The organism is Rhizobium sp. AQ_MP (assembly GCF_014237835.1).
Lineage (GTDB): Bacteria > Pseudomonadota > Alphaproteobacteria > Rhizobiales > Rhizobiaceae > Allorhizobium.
Genome location: NZ_JACJVI010000019.1, coordinates 15,223 through 34,040 on the forward strand (window position 1 = coordinate 15,223; position 18,818 = coordinate 34,040).

Here is an 18,818-nt window from a genome sequence, read left to right on the forward strand (position 1 = left end):
CCATGGGCGAAGTGCGTAAGACCGTCATCGACGGCGAGACCTATGTTCTCGTTCCCGAGGACGACTACGAAGACCTGATCGATACGATCACGGCCGAAAGGATCATGGCCCGCGTGCGTGCGGGCGAGGAAACCTGGCCGGCGGAACTCGTCTATGAGCTGTTTGAAACCGACAGCCGCATCCGCACCTACCGCAATTACCGCAAGATGTCCGTCTCCGACCTCGCCGCTGCCGCCGGCATCTCCCAGCCCTATCTCTCCGAGATCGAAAGCGGCAAGAAGACCGGCTCCGTCGATGTGCTCAAGCGCATTGCCGCCGCACTCAAGGTCGATCTCGACGATATTGTGGTGTGACGGCCAAGCATCGGAGCCGCGGTACCCCCCTCTGCCCTGCCGGGCATCTCCCCCACACGGGGGGAGAGCGGCGCGCGGCTGACCGCCCGACCGCCTTACGAAGCTCGCTGATCGCATTCCAGAACGGTTATTGGGCAAAGCGCGCGCGGCCACTCTCCCCCCGTGTGGGGGAGATGCCAGCGAAGCCGACAGAGGGGGGTATCCTCGCGCGACGCCTGATCTCATCTCAATACGGCGCCTCGCACTTGCCCATGCCGACATAAACCGTCTTCAATTCGGAATAATGCTCCAGCGCCGCTGCCGAATTTTCGCGGCCGAAGCCCGATTGCTTGGAGCCGCCGAAGGGGATTTCGACCGGGCAGAGATTGTAGGTGTTGATCCACAGCGTACCGGCCTCCAGCTGGTCCACCACGCGGTGGGCGCGGGAGAAGTCGGCCGTGAACACACCGGCCGAGAGACCGAATTCCGTGGCGTTCGCCCGCGCGATCACCTCTGCCTCGTCCTCGAAATCGAGCACGCACATCACGGGTCCAAAAATCTCCTCGCGGGCGATGGTCATGTCGTCGGTGACATCGGCAAACACGGTCGGCTGGATGTAGAAACCTTCGCCGGTGACGCTGTTGGGAATGCCGCCGCCGGTGACGAGCGTTGCACCCTCCGCCTTGCCCTTGTCGATATAGGACAAGACCTTGTCACGCTGGGCGAGTGAGACCATCGGCCCCATCTGCGTCGCCTCGTCCTGCGGATCGCCGATGACGATGGCTTCCGTGCGGGCCTTGAGGCGGGTGAGGAACGTCTCCTTGATCGCCTTGTGCACGAAGACGCGGGTGCCATTCGAGCAGACCTGACCGGTTGAATAGAAATTGCCGAGCATGGCGCCCGAAATCGCGCTGTCGATATCGGCATCGTCGAAGACGACGAGCGGCGACTTGCCGCCGAGTTCCATGGTGACATGCTTGAGCTGAGAGGCCGCAGCCCCCGCCACCTTGCGCCCCGTCGGCACCGAGCCGGTCAGCGACACCTTGGCGACATCGGGATGCGACACGAGCAGCGGTCCCGTCTCGCGGTCCCCTTGAATGACATTGTAGACGCCCTTCGGCGCGCCGGCCTCGATCAGGATCTCGGCGATCTTCAAGGCCCCGAGCGGCGTCACTTCCGACGGCTTGAACACGATCGCATTGCCGGCGGCGAGCGCCGGTGCCCCCTTCCAGCAGGCGATCTGCTGCGGATAGTTCCAGGCACCGATGCCGACGACGACACCGAGCGGCACGCGCTTGGTATAGGCCCAGTCGCCGCCCAGCGGGATCTGGCTGCCGTTCATCGCGGTCGCAATGATGCCGCCGAAGAATTCGAAACTGTCGGCACCCGAGGTCGGGTCGGCAACGATGGTCTCCTGGATCGGCTTACCGGTGTCGAGCGTCTCGAGCTCCGAAAGCTCGCGGTTGCGCTCACGCATTATTTCGGCGGCCTTCTTCAACACGCGACCGCGTGCTGCCGGGCTCCAGGACGCCCATTCCTTCTGCGCCCGCTTGGCCGAGGCAATCGCCTTTTCGATGATCGCAGGTGTGGCAGCATGCAGCCGCGCGATCACCTCGCCGGTCGCCGGATAGATGCTCTCGATGACGGTGCCGGCTGTATCCTCGACATAGTCCCCGTCGATGAAGTGGGAGGCTTGCGGTTGGGCTTTCATGGTGTCTCTCCGGACAGCGTTCAATCAAATCGTATCATCGGGCGATGCCCCTCATCCGCCCTTCGGGCACCTTCTCCCCGCAGGCGGGGAGAAGGACACTCCATGGCTAGCGGTCGCCTCCCCCTCTCCCCGCTTGCGGGGAGAGGGTAGGGTGAGGGGCTATTGTTTCGGCGGTCGCGGCTTGCAGTTGCCCCGTCACATAATCCTCGACCAATGCGACAGAGGCATCAATCGACAGGGGCGCTGCCTTCAGAGATTGCCGGATGTAGAGCCCGTCGATCATCGCGGCGGCACCGTCAGCAATCCGGCTCGCGTCGATGGGGCCGCAAAGCGGCTTCAGACCTGACATCAGGTTGGATTGCAGCCGCCGTGCATAGAGCGCGAGCAAGCGGCGCACCTCTTCCGAGCGTTGCGCCTCGGAGTAAAAGGCAAGCCAGGCGGCAACCACCTGAGGGTCGAACTGGTCCGCCTGGAAGGAAATGCGGATGACGGCCGAAATCCGCTCGCGCGGCGTTTCTGCTGCTGCCAGAGCCACCACCGCATCGGCGCGCAGCTGGCGCAGCAGCGAGCGGATCGTCTCGATCAGCAGTTGGTCCTTGGACCCGAAATAGTGATGCGCGAGTGCTGCCGATACACCCGCCTCGCGGGCGATCTCCGACATGGTCACGGTCAGCGAGCCGTGATGGCCGATCGTCTTCAACGCGGCATCAACGAGCGCCTTGCGGCGCACTGGCTCCATTCCGACCTTCGGCATGTTTGTTCCCCTATCTTGCCAGATGATAATTTTGATTGACTGATCAATCAATAAAAATTCTGCGACATAGCGGCTGCCTGGAAAACGGCGCGTTTACCGTAAATCGTCTGCGTCCAAACGGGAGCCGATCGCATGGGGCGCAACCAATTCCTGCCCGTCTGAAGGCGCGCCATTCCGGGCTTTTCCTGTGATCGGGCGCCTCTCCCGAAATGCCCCCTCCGCAGTTTCCGTCATCAAATCTTCATCCGGCTGTCACACTGGAGAAAGCCTTTGTTGACGATTGGCCCGGCACATTTCCGCCCATAAAAACAAATGGATATTGGAGTGGTGCGTCATGTCTGCAGGGGTGGCTGAGGATTTCGGAGCGCTGCGCCGTTTCGCCAGTGACCAGCTCGTGACGCTTGCGAAGCTCGTCATCGAAAACGCCTTCCAGCCGATCGTCGAGGTCGGCACCGGCGCTGTCTTCGGCCATGAGAGCCTGATGCGCGGCCATGACCGGATCGGCTTCGAAAGCCCGCTCGACTTGCTTGATCAGGCCGCCGAAACCGGCCAGCTTCTCGCCCTTGAACAGATGGTCGCAAGCCGGGCGCTCGCCAAATTTGCGACGCTTCCGGATTGCGCCAGCGCGACCCTCTTCCTCAATCTCGATGTCCGCCTGATACCCGATGGCAATGCACTCGTGGATACGCTGCTCGACCAGCTGCGCAAGGCGCACGTGCCGCCGTCCTCCGTCTGCTTCGAGCTTTCGGAGCGTTTCGACAACACCCGCGTTCCGGAATTCGCAAGCCTTGTCGAGCGCCTGCGCCGCTCCGGCTTCAAGCTCGCCATCGATGATTTCGGCGTCGGCCACGGCGAGATGAAGCTGCTGTGTGATTTCCCCGTCGACTATGTGAAGATCGACCGCCACTTCATCGCGGGGCTCGACAGCAATCCGCGCAAGCGCCACCTCGTCAAGAACATCGTCAATTTCTGCCATGTGCTGGGCGTCCGCGTCATTGCCGAGGGCATCGAGACCGAGAGCGAGTTCCTCGCCTGCCGCGAATTCGGCGTCGATCTGGTCCAGGGCTGGTATATCGCCCGCCCCAGCACCATCGTCTCGGAACTGAAAAGCGCCTTTCCCCATCTCCAGGATGTCGGCAAGGCCCGCCGCACCACCCAATCGCTCGACGAGATCCTGATCCGCAAACAGATCGAGACGCTGCCGACCGTCTACGAACACGAGAATATCGACCACGTCTTCGATCTCTTCCGCCGCAATCCCGGCCAGTCCTTCTTTCCCGTCTTGAATGCCAATGGCGAACCGCGCGGCATCATCAACGAGCGGCATCTCAAGGAATACATCTACCAGCCCTTCGGCCGCGATCTCCTCAAGAACAAGCTCTATGAGCGCTCGATCTCCCACTTCGTCGACCGCGCGCCGATCGTCGGGCTCGATGCCGAAGCCGAGCGGCTGATGACGATCTTCGCCAATATGGAAGGCTCCGACTGTGTCATCCTGACGGAAAACATGCGCTACGCCGGCGTCGTCTCCGCCGCCTCGCTGATCCGCATCATGAGCGAGAAGCAACTGAAGACCGCCCAGGATCAGAACCCGCTGACCGGCTTGCCCGGCAACCGCGCGATCCGCGACTTCATGCGCGCGGCAGCGCTGGACGGCGATGGCGCCCGTTTCTTCTGCTACTGCGATTTCGACCACTTCAAGCCGTTCAACGACCACTACGGCTTCCACCAGGGCGACCACGCGATCTCGCTCTTCGCCGCGCTCCTGCGCCGCTATTTCTTCTCCGAGGGTGATTTCCTCGGCCATGTCGGCGGCGACGATTTCTTCATCGGCGTCAGCGACTGGACCCGCGAGGAACTGACGGAAATCCTCGACCGGCTGCTCTCCGATTTCCACGACGATGTCGTCGGCCTCTATTCGGAAGCCGACCGCCAGACCGGCCACATCAAGGGCCTCGACCGTCAGGGCCACGAGCGCGAATTCCCCCTGATGCGCTGCTCGATCGGCGTGCTCGAACTCCCCGCCGGCCTCGTCATCGACGACGTCAACCGCATCAGCGGCGAGATCGCGGAGTTGAAGAAGCAGGCGAAGGAGAATGAGGAAGGCCTCTCCTTCGGGTTGATCGGGGGCTAGGCCCGCTAACTCCGGATACCATTTGCCGCGTCGGACCAAGGGCCTCCTTTTCATCGCATTTGAGAGGCTCTATGCCTCACCTTGCGCAATCGATCCGAGGAGCCCGCCGATGTCACTGCCCGCCAGCATGCGTCATGTTGATCTCACCACCCATGGTGGCCCGGAGGTCATGCGCCTCGTCGAGGGGCCGTTGCCGAGCCCCAGGCCGGGCGAGGTGTTGGTGAAGGTGGAGGCGGCGGGCGTCAACCGGCCGGATGTCGCCCAGCGCCAGGGAAGCTATCCGCCGCCGAAGGATGCAAGCCCCATTCTAGGCCTCGAAATCGCCGGCGAGATCGTCGGCCTTGGCACCGGTGTCACCGATTTCCAGATCGGCGACCGCATCTGCGCGCTCGCCAATGGCGGCGGCTATGCCGAGTATTGCGCCGTCCCCGCAAGCCAGGCTCTGCCCTTCCCCAAGGGCTATGACGCCGTGCAGGCTGCCGCGCTTCCGGAAACCTTCTTCACCGTCTGGGCCAATCTCTTCCAGATGGCGGGCCTGACCGAAGGCGAGACCGTGCTCATCCATGGCGGATCCTCCGGCATCGGCACGACCGCCATCCAGCTTGCAAGAGCCTTCGGCGCCACCGTTTTCACCACAGCCGGCTCGGCGGAAAAATGCGCCGCCTGCATGGATTTAGGCGCGGTGAGGGCGATCAACTACAAGGCCGAGGATTTCGTCGAGATCGTCAAGGAGGAGACTCAAGGGCGGGGCGTCGATGTCGTGCTCGACATGATCGGGGCCGCCTATTTCGATCGCAATCTGCAGGTCCTCGCAAAGGACGGCTGCCTCTCCATCATCGCCTTCCTCGGCGGCGCGGTGGCGGAAAAAGCAGATCTTCGCCCGATCATGGTCAAGCGCCTCACCGTGACCGGCTCCACCATGCGACCCCGGACGGCGGAAGAGAAACGCGCCATCCGCGATGACCTCGCCACCGAAGTCTGGCCCCGCCTGGAGCGCGGCGAACTCGCCCCGGTCATCCACGCGGTCATGCCCTTCGAGGAGGTCGTGGAGGCACACCGGCTGATGGAAAGCTCTGAACATATCGGCAAGATCGTGCTCAATATGGGCTGAGGCGAGTGCCGCTCGCCAAAGGCTGGCGCCTCGCGCGCGGCCATCATGCGGCGACCGCGAATTTCCCAAGATCGAGCGTCGCGGGGATTTCGCGGTCCATTCCGCCACCGCTGCGCTTCGCGCGGTAGGAGGCCTTGTCCGCCGTGACCATCATGTGGTCCAGATCCGCCGATCCGCACAAAGCCATCGTATAGCCGAGGCTGATGCCGATGCAGATCTCCTCACCGGCGATCCTGTATGGCGCGCCGAGAACATCGAGGACCCTGCGCGCCAGGACTTCCGCCTGAGCGGGATCCCTGAGATTGGGTTGAAGGATGACGAATTCGTCGCCGCCAATCCGGATCGCGATCGCCGGCTTGTTCAATTCTTCCCGCAGCCGCCCGGCGATCGCGACCAGCAAGGCATCTCCGACAGCGTGACCAAAGCGGTCATTGACATGCTTGAATCCGTCAAGGTCGAAGCAATGCACGCAGGTGAGGGCATCCTCGGCGCTCCCAAGGCTCAGATAGGCCTCGCTCAGCGCCGTGCGATTGCCAAGCCCCGTCAGCGGATCGTGGCGGGCCTGATGCTCCATCTCAAGGAACAGTCGGATCTGCCGGACGGTCGTTCGGTAGACATGCAGCATGCTCTGCATTGCCGCGACAATGAAGATCACGCAGAGCAGCCCCAGGATCCAATGGGCCATATCGCCATAGAGCACCACTGCGATTGTCGCTGGGACGGCTGCAATCAGGATCGCAACTGCGGCGATATACGGCCGAACGGATATCCGGACGGTGACGCCGGCGCAGTATCCGAAGGTCAGCGCTGCGGCAAGGATGTGCACCGACAGGTCGCGGTGGGAAAAGGCGACCGTGGCAAGCGTGCCGACACAGCCCGCAATCAGAAAGATGAAAACCCCCTGAACCTTCTCCCAGCGGGCAGCATCCGCAACCGTTGTGCGCGCCTTCGCGTCTGCGCGCCGATGGGCCAGGGAAACGGCAATCTTGGCAAGCGATGCAAGGGCTCCGGCGATCGTCGCAATCAGCACCGGCATGCTCCCGAGGCTCTGATAGGCAAAGAGCCCGACAGCCAGGATGGTGATCCCCATGATCGTCGTCGGGGTCAGCGTCGAGTGCAACTCCGATACCAGCGTCTTGAACACATCGTCGGTTTCCCTGTAGCGCACGCCAGATCCCTCAAGCACATGGTTTGGGGCCGCCGAGGGCCCATGGCTGTCATGATCTTGAGACGCGGGAGCTTAATATTCGGTCAGGCCGAACAGTAAAATCTGATATCTTGATGCATGATGTCATTTGGATGGGAGGCCGGTCACCCATTCAGTGCTGCACCTCGCCATCAAGACACGCTCACCGGCTTCGACCGCAGCCGGCTTGCCGTCGCCGGATCGGCGCGGCGGCAGAGGCGGGGCGGCAGGCCCTTCATGATCAGTTCGGCATCGGCAACGGCCATGGATCCCAGCGCATAGAAGGCGTCCCGCGTGCCGCCGGTCCGGTGTGCCGAAAGCAGGAGCCCCGAGGCTTTGCGCACGGGATCGTCCGCCGCAACGGGCTCCTCCGGAAACACGTCCGTCGCCACCTGTATATGGCCGGATTGCGCCGCTTCGATCATCGCCGGGAAATCGACGACAGCCGCACGGCTCATCAGCAGGAAAGCCGCCCCCGGCTTCATCATCGCGAACTCTTTGCTGCCGATGAAGCCCTCGTTCTCGCTGGTAACGCTCGCGAAGACGAGGACCACCTGGCTTTCGCGGAGCACCTCGTCGAGCGTCGCCGGCTCGCAGTCCTGGCCTTCGATAATCTCTCTCGGAAGCCAGGGATCGAAAACGCGGACCCTGTTCTTGAACGGGCGGATGAGGTCGCGAAAGGCATGGCCGAGATCGCCAAAGCCGATGAGCCCGACAGGAGCGCCGGCAAAGCGGAAGGTCTTCGCATTGCCCTCCAGACCATAGCGCTCGACGCCCAGGCGAAAGTCGCGATCCGCCGCAGTAATCCCCCGGGCAAGATCGAGCGCCATGGCAAGGGCTGCCTCCGCCACCGGCGAGGCAAAGGCCGAGGCCGGCGTGATCACCCAGATCCCGCGTTCGACACAGGCCTGATAGTCGATATTCGCTAGGAAATTCGATTCGACGTTGATGATCGCCTTCAGCTTCGGCGCCCGGTCGAGCCGCTCTTTCGGCATGTCGGTCTGGCCGAAGATAAGGACGGTATCGGAAAGATGCTGTTCGACGACATCGGCAGGCATGGGGCGATCCTCCGATACGATGACCTCGCCCAGGGCCTCCAGCCGGGCCCGGACGGCGGGCTCCATGATCAGATCCAGCGTCCGCGGCAATGGATCGACCAGAATGACGGAACGGCTCATTGTTTCCTCCCTTAAGAATCCCGACTGGCGCAAAGCTTAGCGCGAAATGCCGCTCCATGGGCAAGTCATGGCGAGGAGCCGTTCGGAGTTGAAAAGCTCTTCACCTTCGGGAAAGAAATGACTGGGGATCACAACCCCGTGCCAGCCTTGATTCCGCCCCCTTCTTAAGACCTTGGTAACACTTGGCATCACCCGGAGATTTTTCATGGCGCTTGGCGCTTCGCATCGTTTGCAGGATGGCGTCGTTGCCGTCGAAACCATGACCCGTTTTGCGCTCGCCGTGCTGGCACTTGCCTCCGGCGTCTATACCTATCTCGGGGTGCGCAGCATTCTCGACGGTTCACCGACGGCGGTCTTCTTTGCCGCGATCATCTATTCGGCCTCGGTCTCGGTCGCGATCTATGCCTTTTGGTCCTACATGGCGCGTTTCTATCCGCATGTGACGGGCAGGGCTGCCCGCACCGCCATGCTCGGCGTCATGGCGCTCGGCTGCGCCATGATCATCGCCATGTCGAGCTGGCTGAATGCAGCCGCGCTTGCCGGTTCTGCGGCGCTGGAACAGCATCTGGCCGAAACGGTGGAGGATTACACCGCTGATCTCGACCAGGCGCATCAGAACGCGCTCGCGGCCCAGAGCCTTCTGCCCGATATCCAGCGGGCCTCGGAGCGTTTTGCCCGGCTTGCCGAAGACGAGCGTCAGAACGGCGCGCTGACCGGCACCACGGGCTCCGGCAGCGTGGTCCAGCTTCTGTCGCAGATGTCGGCCCAGCTCAACGAGCTCGAAACCGGCATCACCGCCTCGCGGGAGAGGGTGACGACCCTGTTCGACCAGGGCCGCGCGCATCTGGAAACCATGCGCAAGCTCGTCTCCGCCCCCGGCGCGATCGCCCCGCGCAGCGACGAGTTCTCGGCGGAGGTCGTCGCCCTCTCCGGCGTCATCACCTCGCTGGAACAGACCTCGATTGCCCCCTCCGTCAAGCGCGCGGCGGAAGACCTCTCGCTCGGCTTCATCGCCCCGGTCGCCGATGGCCAGGCGGCGGATCTGGCGAACCGCCAGGATCAGGTCATGCAGACGATCCGCGCCTCCGTCACCGCCCAGTCGCAGGTCCTGTCGCAGGCCGCAGACGACATTCTGGCCCGCGAGCCGGTGGCCGAGCGCCGTTTCGTTCCGCTGTCTTCGGCCGAGGCGGTGTTGCGTTACGCCGCCGATTTCATCCCGGCCTGGGCCGGCGCCATCTCGATCGACCTCCTGCCGGCGGTGCTTGTCTTCATCCTCGCCGTCGTCCATGGCGCCATCCGCCGCCAGGATGAGCGGCTGCCCTTTGCCCAGCGCATCACCGCCGCCGAGTTGCTCGACGCGCTCGACGTCCAGCGCGCGCTCGCACGGCAGGGTGTCGATGTCGAGCAGGCCTTGCAATCGGCCGAAGCCGAGGATGAACGCAGCCGCACCGGCCTCAACGTCACCAGCCTCGACATGTCGACGAAGGCACCGCGAAAGGGTCCGCCCGCGTGAAGCCTTCAACGCCCTTTGTCCGATTGAAGAACGCCTTCCTGAGTGCCGATGACGGCCTCCTGATGCGGGGCGCCTTCTTCGGCCTTTTGGCGGCGGCAGGCGCTTTTCTCTTCGTCGATCTGAGGGAAATGAGCCTCGCCAATGCGGCACTCCCCGGCCACGATCCGATGACGACGGACGCCCCGGTCCTTCCGCCGGCGCTCACCGACGGTGTCCCGCATCCTCCGCCCGTCGAGCCGGCCACCCCACAGGACGAATTGCGCCAGCCGATGCGCTTCGAGCTCACCACCGGAGGCGTCTTGAAGGCCGAAGGCGCGATCGATCTCGGCGCGGCCGATCGCTTTGCCGAGGAGATCGCGGCCCGGGGCGAATATGTGAAGTCGATCACCCTGAACTCCCCCGGCGGCTCCGTGGAGGATGCGCTGGCGATCTCCCGGCTGATCCGCGAAAAGGGGCTCAACACCCAGGTGGAAACCCGCGCTCTGTGTGCCTCATCCTGTCCGCTGATCCTCGCCGGCGGCGTGGCGCGCCAGGCCGCTCAAGACGCGATTGTCGGCGTGCATCAGGTCTTCAATGCCGGCGAAGAGCGCCCCTCGCCGGAACAGGCCATGTCGGCAGCCCAGAGCACGACGGCCCGCATCGCCCGTCACCTCGACGACATGGGCATTGCCGACGGCCTCTGGCTGCACGCACTCGAAACCCCGCCCGACCGGCTCTATTACCTGACCCCGGAGGAGATGACGCAATTCAAGCTGGTGAAGGAGCCTGTAGCGACCGCCAAGCAGGGCGATTGAGGAAAGGCCCAATCACGCCGCAGCGATCTCGCACAGCCCTCAGATCCCGGAGCCATCCAGCTCCTTCTCGTCGACGCCCTCCCAGGCCGGGGGCCGGATCATGGCATCAGTATTGGCGCCCGGCAGCGGCATCCAGCATTTGAGTTCCGGTTCGGCATAGGAAATGATGGCACCCGGCGTCGAATCCGAGGAGCGCCAGCCATCGGCCCCGAACCGGTCGCCGTTCGACCAGTAGACGAGATCGACCGCACCCGGCCCCTGTTCGGTGGCCCGGATGGTCACCAGAATGCGGCTCCCGTCGCGCGGTGCCGAGCGCATGTTCCGCCAGCGGATGGTATCGTCCATGATATGTCCTCCCATTGCAGAGCGAGTGTCGCCGCCTCGGGCTGGGTGGTCAACCCGGATTGCGCCGGCCATATCGCTCTAGTTGCTTCGAGCGCGAGACTTTACTTTTTGGTGAAGTGTGGCAGCTTGCGTAGGGAGTGTTCACGTACGGCTAAGACTTTGACTAAATGAGCGAGCGACTGACAACAGCGGTAAGAATGGGCATCGGCGCCCGTCAGATTCTGAACAAGACGCGCACGTTTCCTGACGCTGAAGTTAGAAATCCATTCGGTTCAGATATGCCCCATATCGGCGTTGAACCGATGCTTCTGGCTCTCGCGATGGAGTTGGCGCTGAAGGCTTGGTACGTTTTTGACTATGACAAGATACCGAAGAAGCGCTGGACTCACGATCTCGCAGAGATTTTCGACAGCCTGACCGACGAAAGCAGGCAAAAGCTGGATGCCGCCTTTAAGGCGACCGTAGCGCCGCGCCATCCTAATTTCTTCTATGTTGATTACGGGATCCGAGACGTCCTCTTCCAACACAAAGATGCATTCGTAAGGTGGCGCTATCTCCACGAGAGTGGAGAGCCCATGTTGTTTGAGCAGTCTGTCTTTGAGGCAACGGCCGAGATGGTGATCGTGGAGTTTGAGAAGCGTTATCGGACCGAACCGGTATACCCGCCGCCGCTTTCTCGGAGGCTCGAGATCAAAGGCGAGCAGGACCTTTGATCTGTCCTGACTGACCTTCACCCCACCGATCCATCCAGGCCAGCACCGCGTCGCCGTCGTGGCCGAGATCCTGGTCCACATCGGCGAGAGCTTGCTGCATGTCAGCATGCCAGCGGCTGCGACCGTCGAGATAGAGTTCGATGGCGCGGGCGATGATGTCTTCGCGCGCCTGTCCCGTCTGCCGCGACAGCGTATCGACGGCGCCGCTCAAGGCCTCGGGTAACATTATTTCGAGCTTCGTCATATTTCGTGCCTTGCCGGAACCCCATGACACGCCTACCTTACCTCTATCGGCAACGTAACGAAAGGAAGGTGATCCAATGTCTAGTGAGATTTCGGTCTGCGTGCGTGACTTTGGAAAGGGTGCGGTTTTGACGGGGCAGCCCTCGGCCTGATCCAGCCTTCCTGCGGGTGGTTTTCCATCCGGGTCCGGACAAGGACTAAAGCTCATGGGAGCCACCTTCGCGGGTGGCTCTTTTGATTCCGGGCTATAGCTCTTCTTACGCGCCTAAAGCCCCACCGTGCCGAAGCCCGGCACCTTGATGCCCGGCCGCACGACATCGATCCCGGCCACCAGCCCTAGGAAATTCACCTCCAGTCCGCTGCGCACCCCGACCGAAAAGCCGGCGAGCCCGCCAAGGCTCACATGCAGGTCGCGCCCGTCTTCGTCGAGATGATAGAAGGCTCCATCAGGCAGATAGTCACGGCCGACGGCATCCGCCGGCAGCACGGCGCCGAGTTCCGGCACTTCCCGCAGCACATGCGCCACGAAGGTGTTGGAGTTCGGACCCGGATAGATCCGGTAGCCGCCCGGCTGGCCATAGGCGTAACCCGCGATTGCCGCCTCCACCTTCGGGATCAGCCGCTTTGCCTCTTCGCCCTTCACCTCGGCCACCAGCCGCGGCGGGTTGGAATACCAGAAGGCGTCCGGTGCCCGATGGTTGCGGCGGATCGGCGAGCCCCAGCCCACCTTGTCGTAGCGCTGATAGGCGCCGTTCTCGTCCTTGGTGACGATCCAGGCATGGCTGGCAATCGCGCCCTTCAGGCCCCCGGTCATCGCCGAAAACACATAGATCGCCGCTTCGGGGCTCGCTTCCGCCTTGGGCAGCAGGCCGGACGAGCCCCAGTTGGCCTCGTTCCAGCGCTGCGGCCGGTCCTTCGACACCCACAGTCCGGCCGAAACCAGCGTCGGCAGGATGAAGACGAGAACCACGACGGAAAGGAAGCGCAGCAGAAATCTCAATACCGACCTCAGACTTGGTATGGGGGGCGATGCATGCTTTAACGACTGCCTGACAATCTTGGCATTTTGAGGCGCAGCATGGAAAATCCAGTCACGGTCGAGGTCACACGCGGTCAACTCGTCGAGAGCCGCCATCGCGGGTTGGCCGTGGTGGTCGATGCCGAGGGTAAGATCCTCTTCTCCGCTGGCGATATCGAGGCGGGCATCTTCCCGCGCTCCGCCTGCAAGGCCATGCAGGCCCTGCCGCTAGTCGAAAGTGGCGCGGCGGACGCCTATGGCTTCGGCAACCGGGAACTGGCGCTCGCCTGCTCCTCCCATTCCGGCGAACCGGAACATGTCGCCACCGCTGCGGCCATGCTGAAAGCTGCCGGGCGCGACGAGAGCATTCTGGAATGCGGCGCCCACTGGTCCTCCCAGCAACCTGTTCTGATTGACCAGGCGCGCACGCTCGACAAACCGACCGCGCTGCACAACAACTGCTCGGGCAAACATTCCGGCTTCGTCTGCACCTGTGTGCATACCGGCGAAGACCCGCGCGGTTATGCCGGCTTCGATCATCCGCTGCAGCAGGCGATCCGTGCCATCATGTCGGATCTGACGGGTGCCGTGCTCTCGCGTGACAATTGCGGCACCGACGGCTGCTCGATCCCGACCTATGCCGTACCGCTTATCGGTCTCGCCAGAGGCTTCGGCAAGCTCGCCACGGGCAGGGGTCTGGAGCCCATCCGCGCCGCCGCCGCCCGCAGGCTGATCGACGCCTGCATGGCCGAACCTTTCTATGTCGCCGGCACCAAGCGCTTCTGCACGAAGCTGATGCAGGTCGCACCCGGCAAGATCTTCGCCAAGACGGGCGCCGAAGGCGTGTTCTGCGCGCTGCTTCCGGACAAGGGCCTCTCCTTTGCGGTGAAGGCCGAGGACGGCGCGACCCGCGCGGCCGAAGCCATGATCGCCGTTTTGCTTGCCCGCCATTTCGACGAGGACACCGAGGAGCGGGCTGCGTTGATGAAGCTCGCCCATCACGGCATGACCAACTGGAATGGCTTGGCTGTCGGCGCGATCCGCACGACCGATGTGCTCTTCGCCTGAGAAATGTCCCGGTGCTGTGCCGGTTTCATCTCGGCCCTTCTGCCTCAAGGGAGGTTTAACGCTTGGCGGCTAGTCTGTCTCGCGACCGACAGCAAGCAACCGACGAGGCCGCGTTCCATGGACGTTTCGATGAGAGGGCCGAACCGGCCCGACATTCGCAGCGACGGGCCGCTCCGGTCTCAACTCCTGAAACTGGCCGGTCAGGTCTTGGAACTCCAATGTCTGGAGACCGTGGAAGATCGAAATGGAGATCGCCATGCGCTTCCGCGGTGATAATGACTGCTTCGTCGGCGCGATCGATCTCGAAGACCGGATGAGCCCGCTCGCAGAACCGCTGACTGCCTGCTACATCCCGCAGACGGCTCTTGGCCAGCTTTACTGCCAACACGGGATGGCAGGTCTGCGGCTCCGTATCCGTCCTCTCTATGAAGCAGCCGGCATCGCTGCGCGGTCGCGCATTCTCGCCGCTGTCGATGCCGCCACCCGTGTCTTTTCGCGCCATGGCCGAAGCGCCGGCCTCATCCGGTTCAGTATTCCATGATCACCGGGCTTCGGCTGAGGGCGGCAAACGCATTTCGTGATCCCGGCCTGCGCGGTGCGTTACTAAGCATTACCGTCCGGATTGCCGCCGCCTTTGTCGGGCTTGGCCTGCAGGTCCTGCTCGCCCGCCTCATGGCGCTTCAGGACTACGGCATCTACGTCATCCTCTGGACCTGGGTCAGCGTCGTCGGACAGGTGGGCGTGCTCGGTTTCTACGATTCCGCCGCTCGCTTCATCCCGCGTTATGGCCGGCGCGAAAAGCATGCGCATCTTGCGGGATACATCGAGACCGGCTTCTGTGCCGTCCTGGTCGGCTCCGGTCTGCTGGCTGCACTTGCGCTCGCCTTCCTCTTCCTGCTCCCGGGGCTCGTCGATCCGGCCTTCCTGCTGCCGATCGGCGTACTGGCGCTCGGCTTTCCGGTTCTCTCGCTCGAAACCTACCTGACCGGTATCGCCCGTGGCTTCGGCTGGTATGCGCTTTCGACCATTCCGGGCTTCATCCTGCGCCCCGTGCTGATCATGCTGGGCGTCGGGATCGCCGAGCTTGCCGGTCTCACCCTCGATGCCGTGACGGTGCTCTCGCTGGTCGTGCTCGCCTCCGTACTGGTGCTCGTGGTCCAGGCGCTCCTCCTGCGCGCCCGCCTGCCGAGACGCGTTCGACCCGCGACCACGCCCGAGCGTCGCCGCTTCTGGCTTCTTACGTCCGTGCTGATGATGCCGGCGATGACGGCGGAAGAGCTCTTCGTCTGGATCGACGTGCTGATCCTCGGCTTCCTTGTGCCGCCCGATCAGGCCTCGCTTTATTTCGCCGCCCAGCGTTCGCTCTCGCTCGCCGCCTTCGTGCAATATGGCTTCATGCTGGTCGCCGCCCGTGGCTTCTCGCTGTCGCTCGCCTCGGCCGACAGGGCAGGGCTGCAGGTCCGCATCACCCGCTCCACCAATGCCACCTTCTGGCTCACCATCCCCTCGGTGGCGCTGACACTGGTCGCCGGCTATCCGCTGCTGCATCTCTTCGGAGAGGCCTTCGTTTCCGCCTATCCCTGCCTCGTCCTGCTGGGCCTTGCCTATGTCATCCGCGCCGCCACCGGCCAGGCGTCCGAATTGCTCGTCGTACAGGGACGCTATCGTCTGAGCCTTGCCATCGTCTCGATTTCGGTCGCAGCCTGTGTCGCCGCGATGCTTGTGCTCGTGCCGCTCTACGGCATCATCGGCGCTGCAGGCGCCATGGTTCTCGTGCAGCTGATCCGCCTCGTGGTGGTCACAGGGCTCGTCCACCGTCACACCGGCTATTGGGTGCTGGTGCGTCCCTTCACGAAGGTCGCCGCGCAGGACTGACCGCTCGGGCGCCCGTCGTCAGGCCAGCACAAGATGGGCGCCCTTGGCGCGATAGCCGTCGAGAACGACAGGGTCGATATCCGAGACGACGATCAGCCCGGTCGGCTGCGTTATCGGCACGATGCCGAAAGGCGAGACTGTGTCGAGCTTCTCTGATGTCAGCGGGCAATAACTGGCAAGGCTGCGCTCCAACACCCGCCGCTTGATCGCAGCCTCCTCGAAATCCCCGGTCGTCAGCCCCTCCGCCGGATGGGCGGCTGTCGCGCCGAGAAAGAAGACATCCGGCCGGATCTGCTCGATGGCCGCAAGCGCCGTCGGCCCGACCGCCACCATAGAATGGCGGTAGATCCGCCCGCCGATCAGCACCACCTTGATATCCCTGTGCCGTTCCAGCTCGGCGGCAATCGTCGGCGCATGGGTGACGACGGTAAGCGCCATGTCGAGCGGGATCTGCCGCACGATTTCCGCCGTTGTCGTGCCGCCATCCAAGAACACCACCTGACCCGGCGAGATCAGTCGCACCGCCGCTGCCGCCAGCCGCTGCTTCTCCTCGGTCGCCAGACCCCGCCTTGCCGAGAGATCAGGCAGGGGGGCTGCAATCGGTAGCGCCCCACCATGCACGCGTTTCAGGAGACCCGCTGCCGCCATGTCCCGCATGTCGCGCCGGATCGTATCTTCCGACACCTCCCACAGTCGCGCCAACTCCCCGGCCACCGCCCGCCCGTCACGCTTCAGCACGTCAAGGATCAACCGTCGTCTCTGTTCAGTCAGCATGATTGCGCCCGTTTGTTCACGATAATTCCGGATTATGCTGAAATAGATTCGACAATCCAGCAGAATCGTGCGGATATGTGCATGTTTCTGCATGAGGCAGATGAAAAGAGGGAGATGAAAATGCTGATTCTGATAGCCGGCCCCTACCGTTCGGGCACGGGTGATGACTCGGAAAAGATGGCTGCCAACCTGAAGGCGCTCGAAGCGCCGTCCTATGCCCTGTTCAAGGCGGGCCATGTGCCGATGATCGGGGAATGGGTGGCGCTGCCCGTCTGGCATGCTGCCGGCGGCAAGGCGATCGGCGACGATCTCTACGAGGAAATCTTCCACCCCGTCGCCGGTCGGCTCCTGGCACTGTGCGGCGGCGTGCTACGCCTGCCGGGCGCCTCCAAGGGCGCAGACAACGACGTCCGCATCGCCAACGAACGCGGCATTCCGGTCTGGTACCGCCTGGAGGATGTGCCGGGCTGCGGGTGAGGCAGATTTAGGACATCAGGGACACAGGTGAGGTCGGTACTCGCCGCCTCACTCCACCTCGGCCAGCCGCTTCTCCCACATCGCCTTGAAGCTCGGGCGGGCCTGGATGCGGGCGAGCCATTCGGCAGTCTTCGGATGCTGATCGAACAGCGGCTGATAGGCCTGGGCGTAACGGACGATTTCGCCGAGATTGATGTCGGCCACGGTGAAGCGTCCGCCGACGGTATAGTCGTGCTGGGCAAAATGCTTCTCCAGCACGCCGAACGGCCGCGCCAGCAGCTTGGCGACCTCGGCAGCTTCCGCCTGGCCCTCAGCCGAGGCAAGCCTGCCATTTGCATTGGCCATGGAGATCTTCAGAGCGTCCGCCTCGATCGAGGTCGCGGCAAACAGCGACCATTGCAGCATCTGCGCTTCCTCGTTGAGATCGCGCGGCGCAATCGGTCCGCCCTGTTTCCTTGCCACATAGAGCGTCTGGGCAAGCGACTCGTTCAGGACCAGCCCGTCGTCCTCGATGGTCGGAATGCTGCCCATCGGGTTGACCGCGAGGAATTCCGCCGAGCGTGTGTTAAGACGTGCGTTAGGAGCCATGGGATCTTCAAGCTTGTAGGCCTGGATCACCGGCTTGAGCTCGAAGGGCATGCCGAGCTCCTCCACCAGCCAGAGGATGCGCGTCGCGCGCGATTTGTAGACGCCGTAGATCTTCAGCATGCCGGTCTCCCTCGCTTCGTGGGCCGGAGGCTATCGCGCTGGTGAGTTCCGGAAAAGTGGTTGGCGATGATGGGATCGATGAATTTTGCTGATCAGCCCCGGCAATTGACAGCACGCCCGAGCTGCGCGTATCTCTGCGCCTCCAGGGTCTGCAGTTCACCCAGGCGTCACCGCCCCGATGAGGGGAGCTAAACCTGCTTTTCTTCTGATCGACGAAGCTCGTTTTCCCGTGCCCCGTCGGAAGTCGGTGACCACCGGCCTTGTGGTCCTTTCAAAGACCGGGCACGACCAGGAGAAATGAGATGTCGAGGACGTCACATGCCTATTCTGCGCCCGATCTGTCGGCGCTTGCCAAAAACCTGAAGCGCGAACTCGAAGCGCGGGCGGAACCGCCCGGCCATGTCGAGCTCTTGAACATGCTGACCCGCGCCGTCGGCTATCGCAACTACCAGCATTTCAAGGCAAGCCGTGCGGCCGAAGACCGCCTGGCTCATCCAGTGGTGGTCGAAGCGGAACCCGCCCCCGATTTCCGTCGTGTGGAACTGACGGCCCGCTGCTTTGCCGGAACCGATGTGCTCGTCCGCTGGCCGGGCAAGCTCAACCAGCAGCAGCTGGCCCTCTGGGTGCTCTGGTCCTTCCTGCCGGCCGGCGAGGACATGCCGGAAAAGGCCGTCAATTCGGTGCTGGTGCGCCACAACGGCATTTCCGATCACGTGTTGCTGCGCCGCGAGCTCGTCAACATGGGGCTTTTGACCCGCACGCGCGACTGCCGGCTCTATCGTCGGGTTGAGAAGCGTCCGCCGCCGGAGGCGCGCGAACTGATCCGGCTCGTCACCGGCTGGAGCCGAAGGACCTGATCGAAAGCGCAGGCTGGGAGCTAAGGA

Annotated in this window: 20 protein-coding genes; 11 read left to right on the forward strand and 9 right to left on the reverse strand. The window is 63.3% G+C overall.

Going from position 1 to position 18,818, the window contains the following annotated elements:
- The first annotated feature begins 2 nt into the window (after positions 1-2).
- On the forward strand, positions 3-353 hold the full coding sequence (locus H6M51_RS20875; RefSeq protein ID WP_185811736.1) for a helix-turn-helix domain-containing protein: 351 nt from the start codon (positions 3-5) through the stop codon (positions 351-353).
- Between the two features lie 226 nt (positions 354-579).
- Here H6M51_RS20875 and betB read toward each other — a convergent pair whose 3' ends face one another.
- Together betB and betI are read right to left on the reverse strand one after the other, a co-directional pair.
- Positions 580-2,043 (reverse strand): betaine-aldehyde dehydrogenase, encoded by a 1,464-nt coding sequence (betB, locus tag H6M51_RS20880; RefSeq protein ID WP_185811737.1) that lies wholly within the window; start codon positions 2,041-2,043, stop codon positions 580-582.
- Between the two features lie 106 nt (positions 2,044-2,149).
- Positions 2,150-2,797, reverse strand: coding sequence for a transcriptional regulator BetI (gene betI, locus H6M51_RS20885; RefSeq protein ID WP_185811738.1), 648 nt, complete (start codon positions 2,795-2,797; stop codon positions 2,150-2,152).
- 334 nt (positions 2,798-3,131) lie between these two features.
- Between betI and H6M51_RS20890 the strand changes: the two genes are divergently transcribed.
- Complete coding sequence (locus H6M51_RS20890; protein WP_185811739.1) at positions 3,132-4,931, forward strand: bifunctional diguanylate cyclase/phosphodiesterase; 1,800 nt, start codon at positions 3,132-3,134, stop codon at positions 4,929-4,931.
- Positions 4,932-5,040: 109 nt separating this feature from the next.
- Positions 5,041-6,042 (forward strand): NAD(P)H-quinone oxidoreductase, encoded by a 1,002-nt coding sequence (locus H6M51_RS20895; RefSeq protein WP_185811740.1) that lies wholly within the window; start codon positions 5,041-5,043, stop codon positions 6,040-6,042.
- A 43-nt stretch (positions 6,043-6,085) separates the two neighbouring features.
- On the opposite strand, the gene H6M51_RS24995 is transcribed toward H6M51_RS20895, so the two are convergent.
- On the reverse strand, positions 6,086-7,210 hold the full coding sequence (locus tag H6M51_RS24995; RefSeq protein WP_185811741.1) for a GGDEF domain-containing protein: 1,125 nt from the start codon (positions 7,208-7,210) through the stop codon (positions 6,086-6,088).
- Between the two features lie 170 nt (positions 7,211-7,380).
- Complete coding sequence (locus H6M51_RS20905) at positions 7,381-8,406, reverse strand: hydroxyacid dehydrogenase (protein ID WP_185811742.1); 1,026 nt, start codon at positions 8,404-8,406, stop codon at positions 7,381-7,383.
- A gap of 205 nt (positions 8,407-8,611) precedes the next feature.
- On the opposite strand from H6M51_RS20905, the gene H6M51_RS20910 reads away from it, so the two are divergent.
- Entirely contained in the window at positions 8,612-9,919 is a 1,308-nt protein-coding gene (locus H6M51_RS20910) for a hypothetical protein (protein ID WP_185811743.1), read from the forward strand.
- Positions 9,920-9,981: 62 nt separating this feature from the next.
- A complete protein-coding gene (locus tag H6M51_RS20915) occupies positions 9,982-10,713 on the forward strand; it encodes a hypothetical protein (protein ID WP_185811804.1) in 732 nt (243 codons plus the stop codon).
- A gap of 39 nt (positions 10,714-10,752) precedes the next feature.
- Here H6M51_RS20915 and H6M51_RS20920 read toward each other — a convergent pair whose 3' ends face one another.
- On the reverse strand, positions 10,753-11,058 hold the full coding sequence (locus H6M51_RS20920) for a hypothetical protein (protein ID WP_185811744.1): 306 nt from the start codon (positions 11,056-11,058) through the stop codon (positions 10,753-10,755).
- A gap of 167 nt (positions 11,059-11,225) precedes the next feature.
- Here H6M51_RS20920 and H6M51_RS20925 point away from each other — a divergent pair, with 167 nt between their 5' ends.
- Positions 11,226-11,771 carry a hypothetical protein gene (locus H6M51_RS20925; RefSeq protein WP_185811745.1) on the forward strand — a complete coding sequence of 182 codons (546 nt, stop codon included), beginning with the start codon at positions 11,226-11,228 and terminating at the stop codon, positions 11,769-11,771.
- On the opposite strand, the gene H6M51_RS20930 is transcribed toward H6M51_RS20925, so the two are convergent.
- Both H6M51_RS20930 and H6M51_RS20935 read right to left on the reverse strand, forming a co-directional pair.
- The gene (locus H6M51_RS20930) at positions 11,749-12,015 is read right to left on the reverse strand and encodes a CopG family ribbon-helix-helix protein (protein WP_185811746.1); all 267 of its coding nucleotides are present in this window, start codon (positions 12,013-12,015) and stop codon (positions 11,749-11,751) included. The genes H6M51_RS20925 and H6M51_RS20930 overlap by 23 nt on opposite strands.
- Positions 12,016-12,279: 264 nt before the next feature.
- Positions 12,280-13,014: a DUF3750 domain-containing protein gene (locus tag H6M51_RS20935; protein WP_246780619.1), complete on the reverse strand. Its 735-nt coding sequence runs from the start codon at positions 13,012-13,014 to the stop codon at positions 12,280-12,282.
- Positions 13,015-13,092: 78 nt separating this feature from the next.
- Here H6M51_RS20935 and H6M51_RS20940 point away from each other — a divergent pair, with 78 nt between their 5' ends.
- The 3 genes from H6M51_RS20940 (at position 13,093) to H6M51_RS20950 (ending at position 15,975) form a co-directional block, all read left to right on the forward strand.
- Positions 13,093-14,100: an asparaginase gene (locus H6M51_RS20940; RefSeq protein WP_185811748.1), complete on the forward strand. Its 1,008-nt coding sequence runs from the start codon at positions 13,093-13,095 to the stop codon at positions 14,098-14,100.
- Positions 14,101-14,356: 256 nt separating this feature from the next.
- Positions 14,357-14,641 carry a hypothetical protein gene (locus H6M51_RS20945; RefSeq protein ID WP_185811749.1) on the forward strand — a complete coding sequence of 95 codons (285 nt, stop codon included), beginning with the start codon at positions 14,357-14,359 and terminating at the stop codon, positions 14,639-14,641.
- Entirely contained in the window at positions 14,638-15,975 is a 1,338-nt protein-coding gene (locus tag H6M51_RS20950) for a lipopolysaccharide biosynthesis protein (RefSeq protein WP_185811750.1), read from the forward strand. Before H6M51_RS20945 ends, H6M51_RS20950 begins: the two co-directional genes overlap by 4 nt.
- A gap of 18 nt (positions 15,976-15,993) precedes the next feature.
- On the opposite strand, the gene H6M51_RS20955 is transcribed toward H6M51_RS20950, so the two are convergent.
- Positions 15,994-16,749 (reverse strand): DeoR/GlpR family DNA-binding transcription regulator, encoded by a 756-nt coding sequence (locus tag H6M51_RS20955; protein WP_185811751.1) that lies wholly within the window; start codon positions 16,747-16,749, stop codon positions 15,994-15,996.
- A gap of 120 nt (positions 16,750-16,869) precedes the next feature.
- On the opposite strand from H6M51_RS20955, the gene H6M51_RS20960 reads away from it, so the two are divergent.
- Positions 16,870-17,226: a DUF4406 domain-containing protein gene (locus H6M51_RS20960; protein WP_185811752.1), complete on the forward strand. Its 357-nt coding sequence runs from the start codon at positions 16,870-16,872 to the stop codon at positions 17,224-17,226.
- Positions 17,227-17,274: 48 nt separating this feature from the next.
- On the opposite strand, the gene H6M51_RS20965 is transcribed toward H6M51_RS20960, so the two are convergent.
- Positions 17,275-17,934 carry a glutathione S-transferase family protein gene (locus H6M51_RS20965; protein WP_185811753.1) on the reverse strand — a complete coding sequence of 220 codons (660 nt, stop codon included), beginning with the start codon at positions 17,932-17,934 and terminating at the stop codon, positions 17,275-17,277.
- Positions 17,935-18,236: 302 nt separating this feature from the next.
- On the opposite strand from H6M51_RS20965, the gene H6M51_RS20970 reads away from it, so the two are divergent.
- Positions 18,237-18,791, forward strand: coding sequence for a DUF2087 domain-containing protein (locus tag H6M51_RS20970; protein ID WP_185811754.1), 555 nt, complete (start codon positions 18,237-18,239; stop codon positions 18,789-18,791).
- Positions 18,792-18,818: the final 27 nt, after the last annotated feature.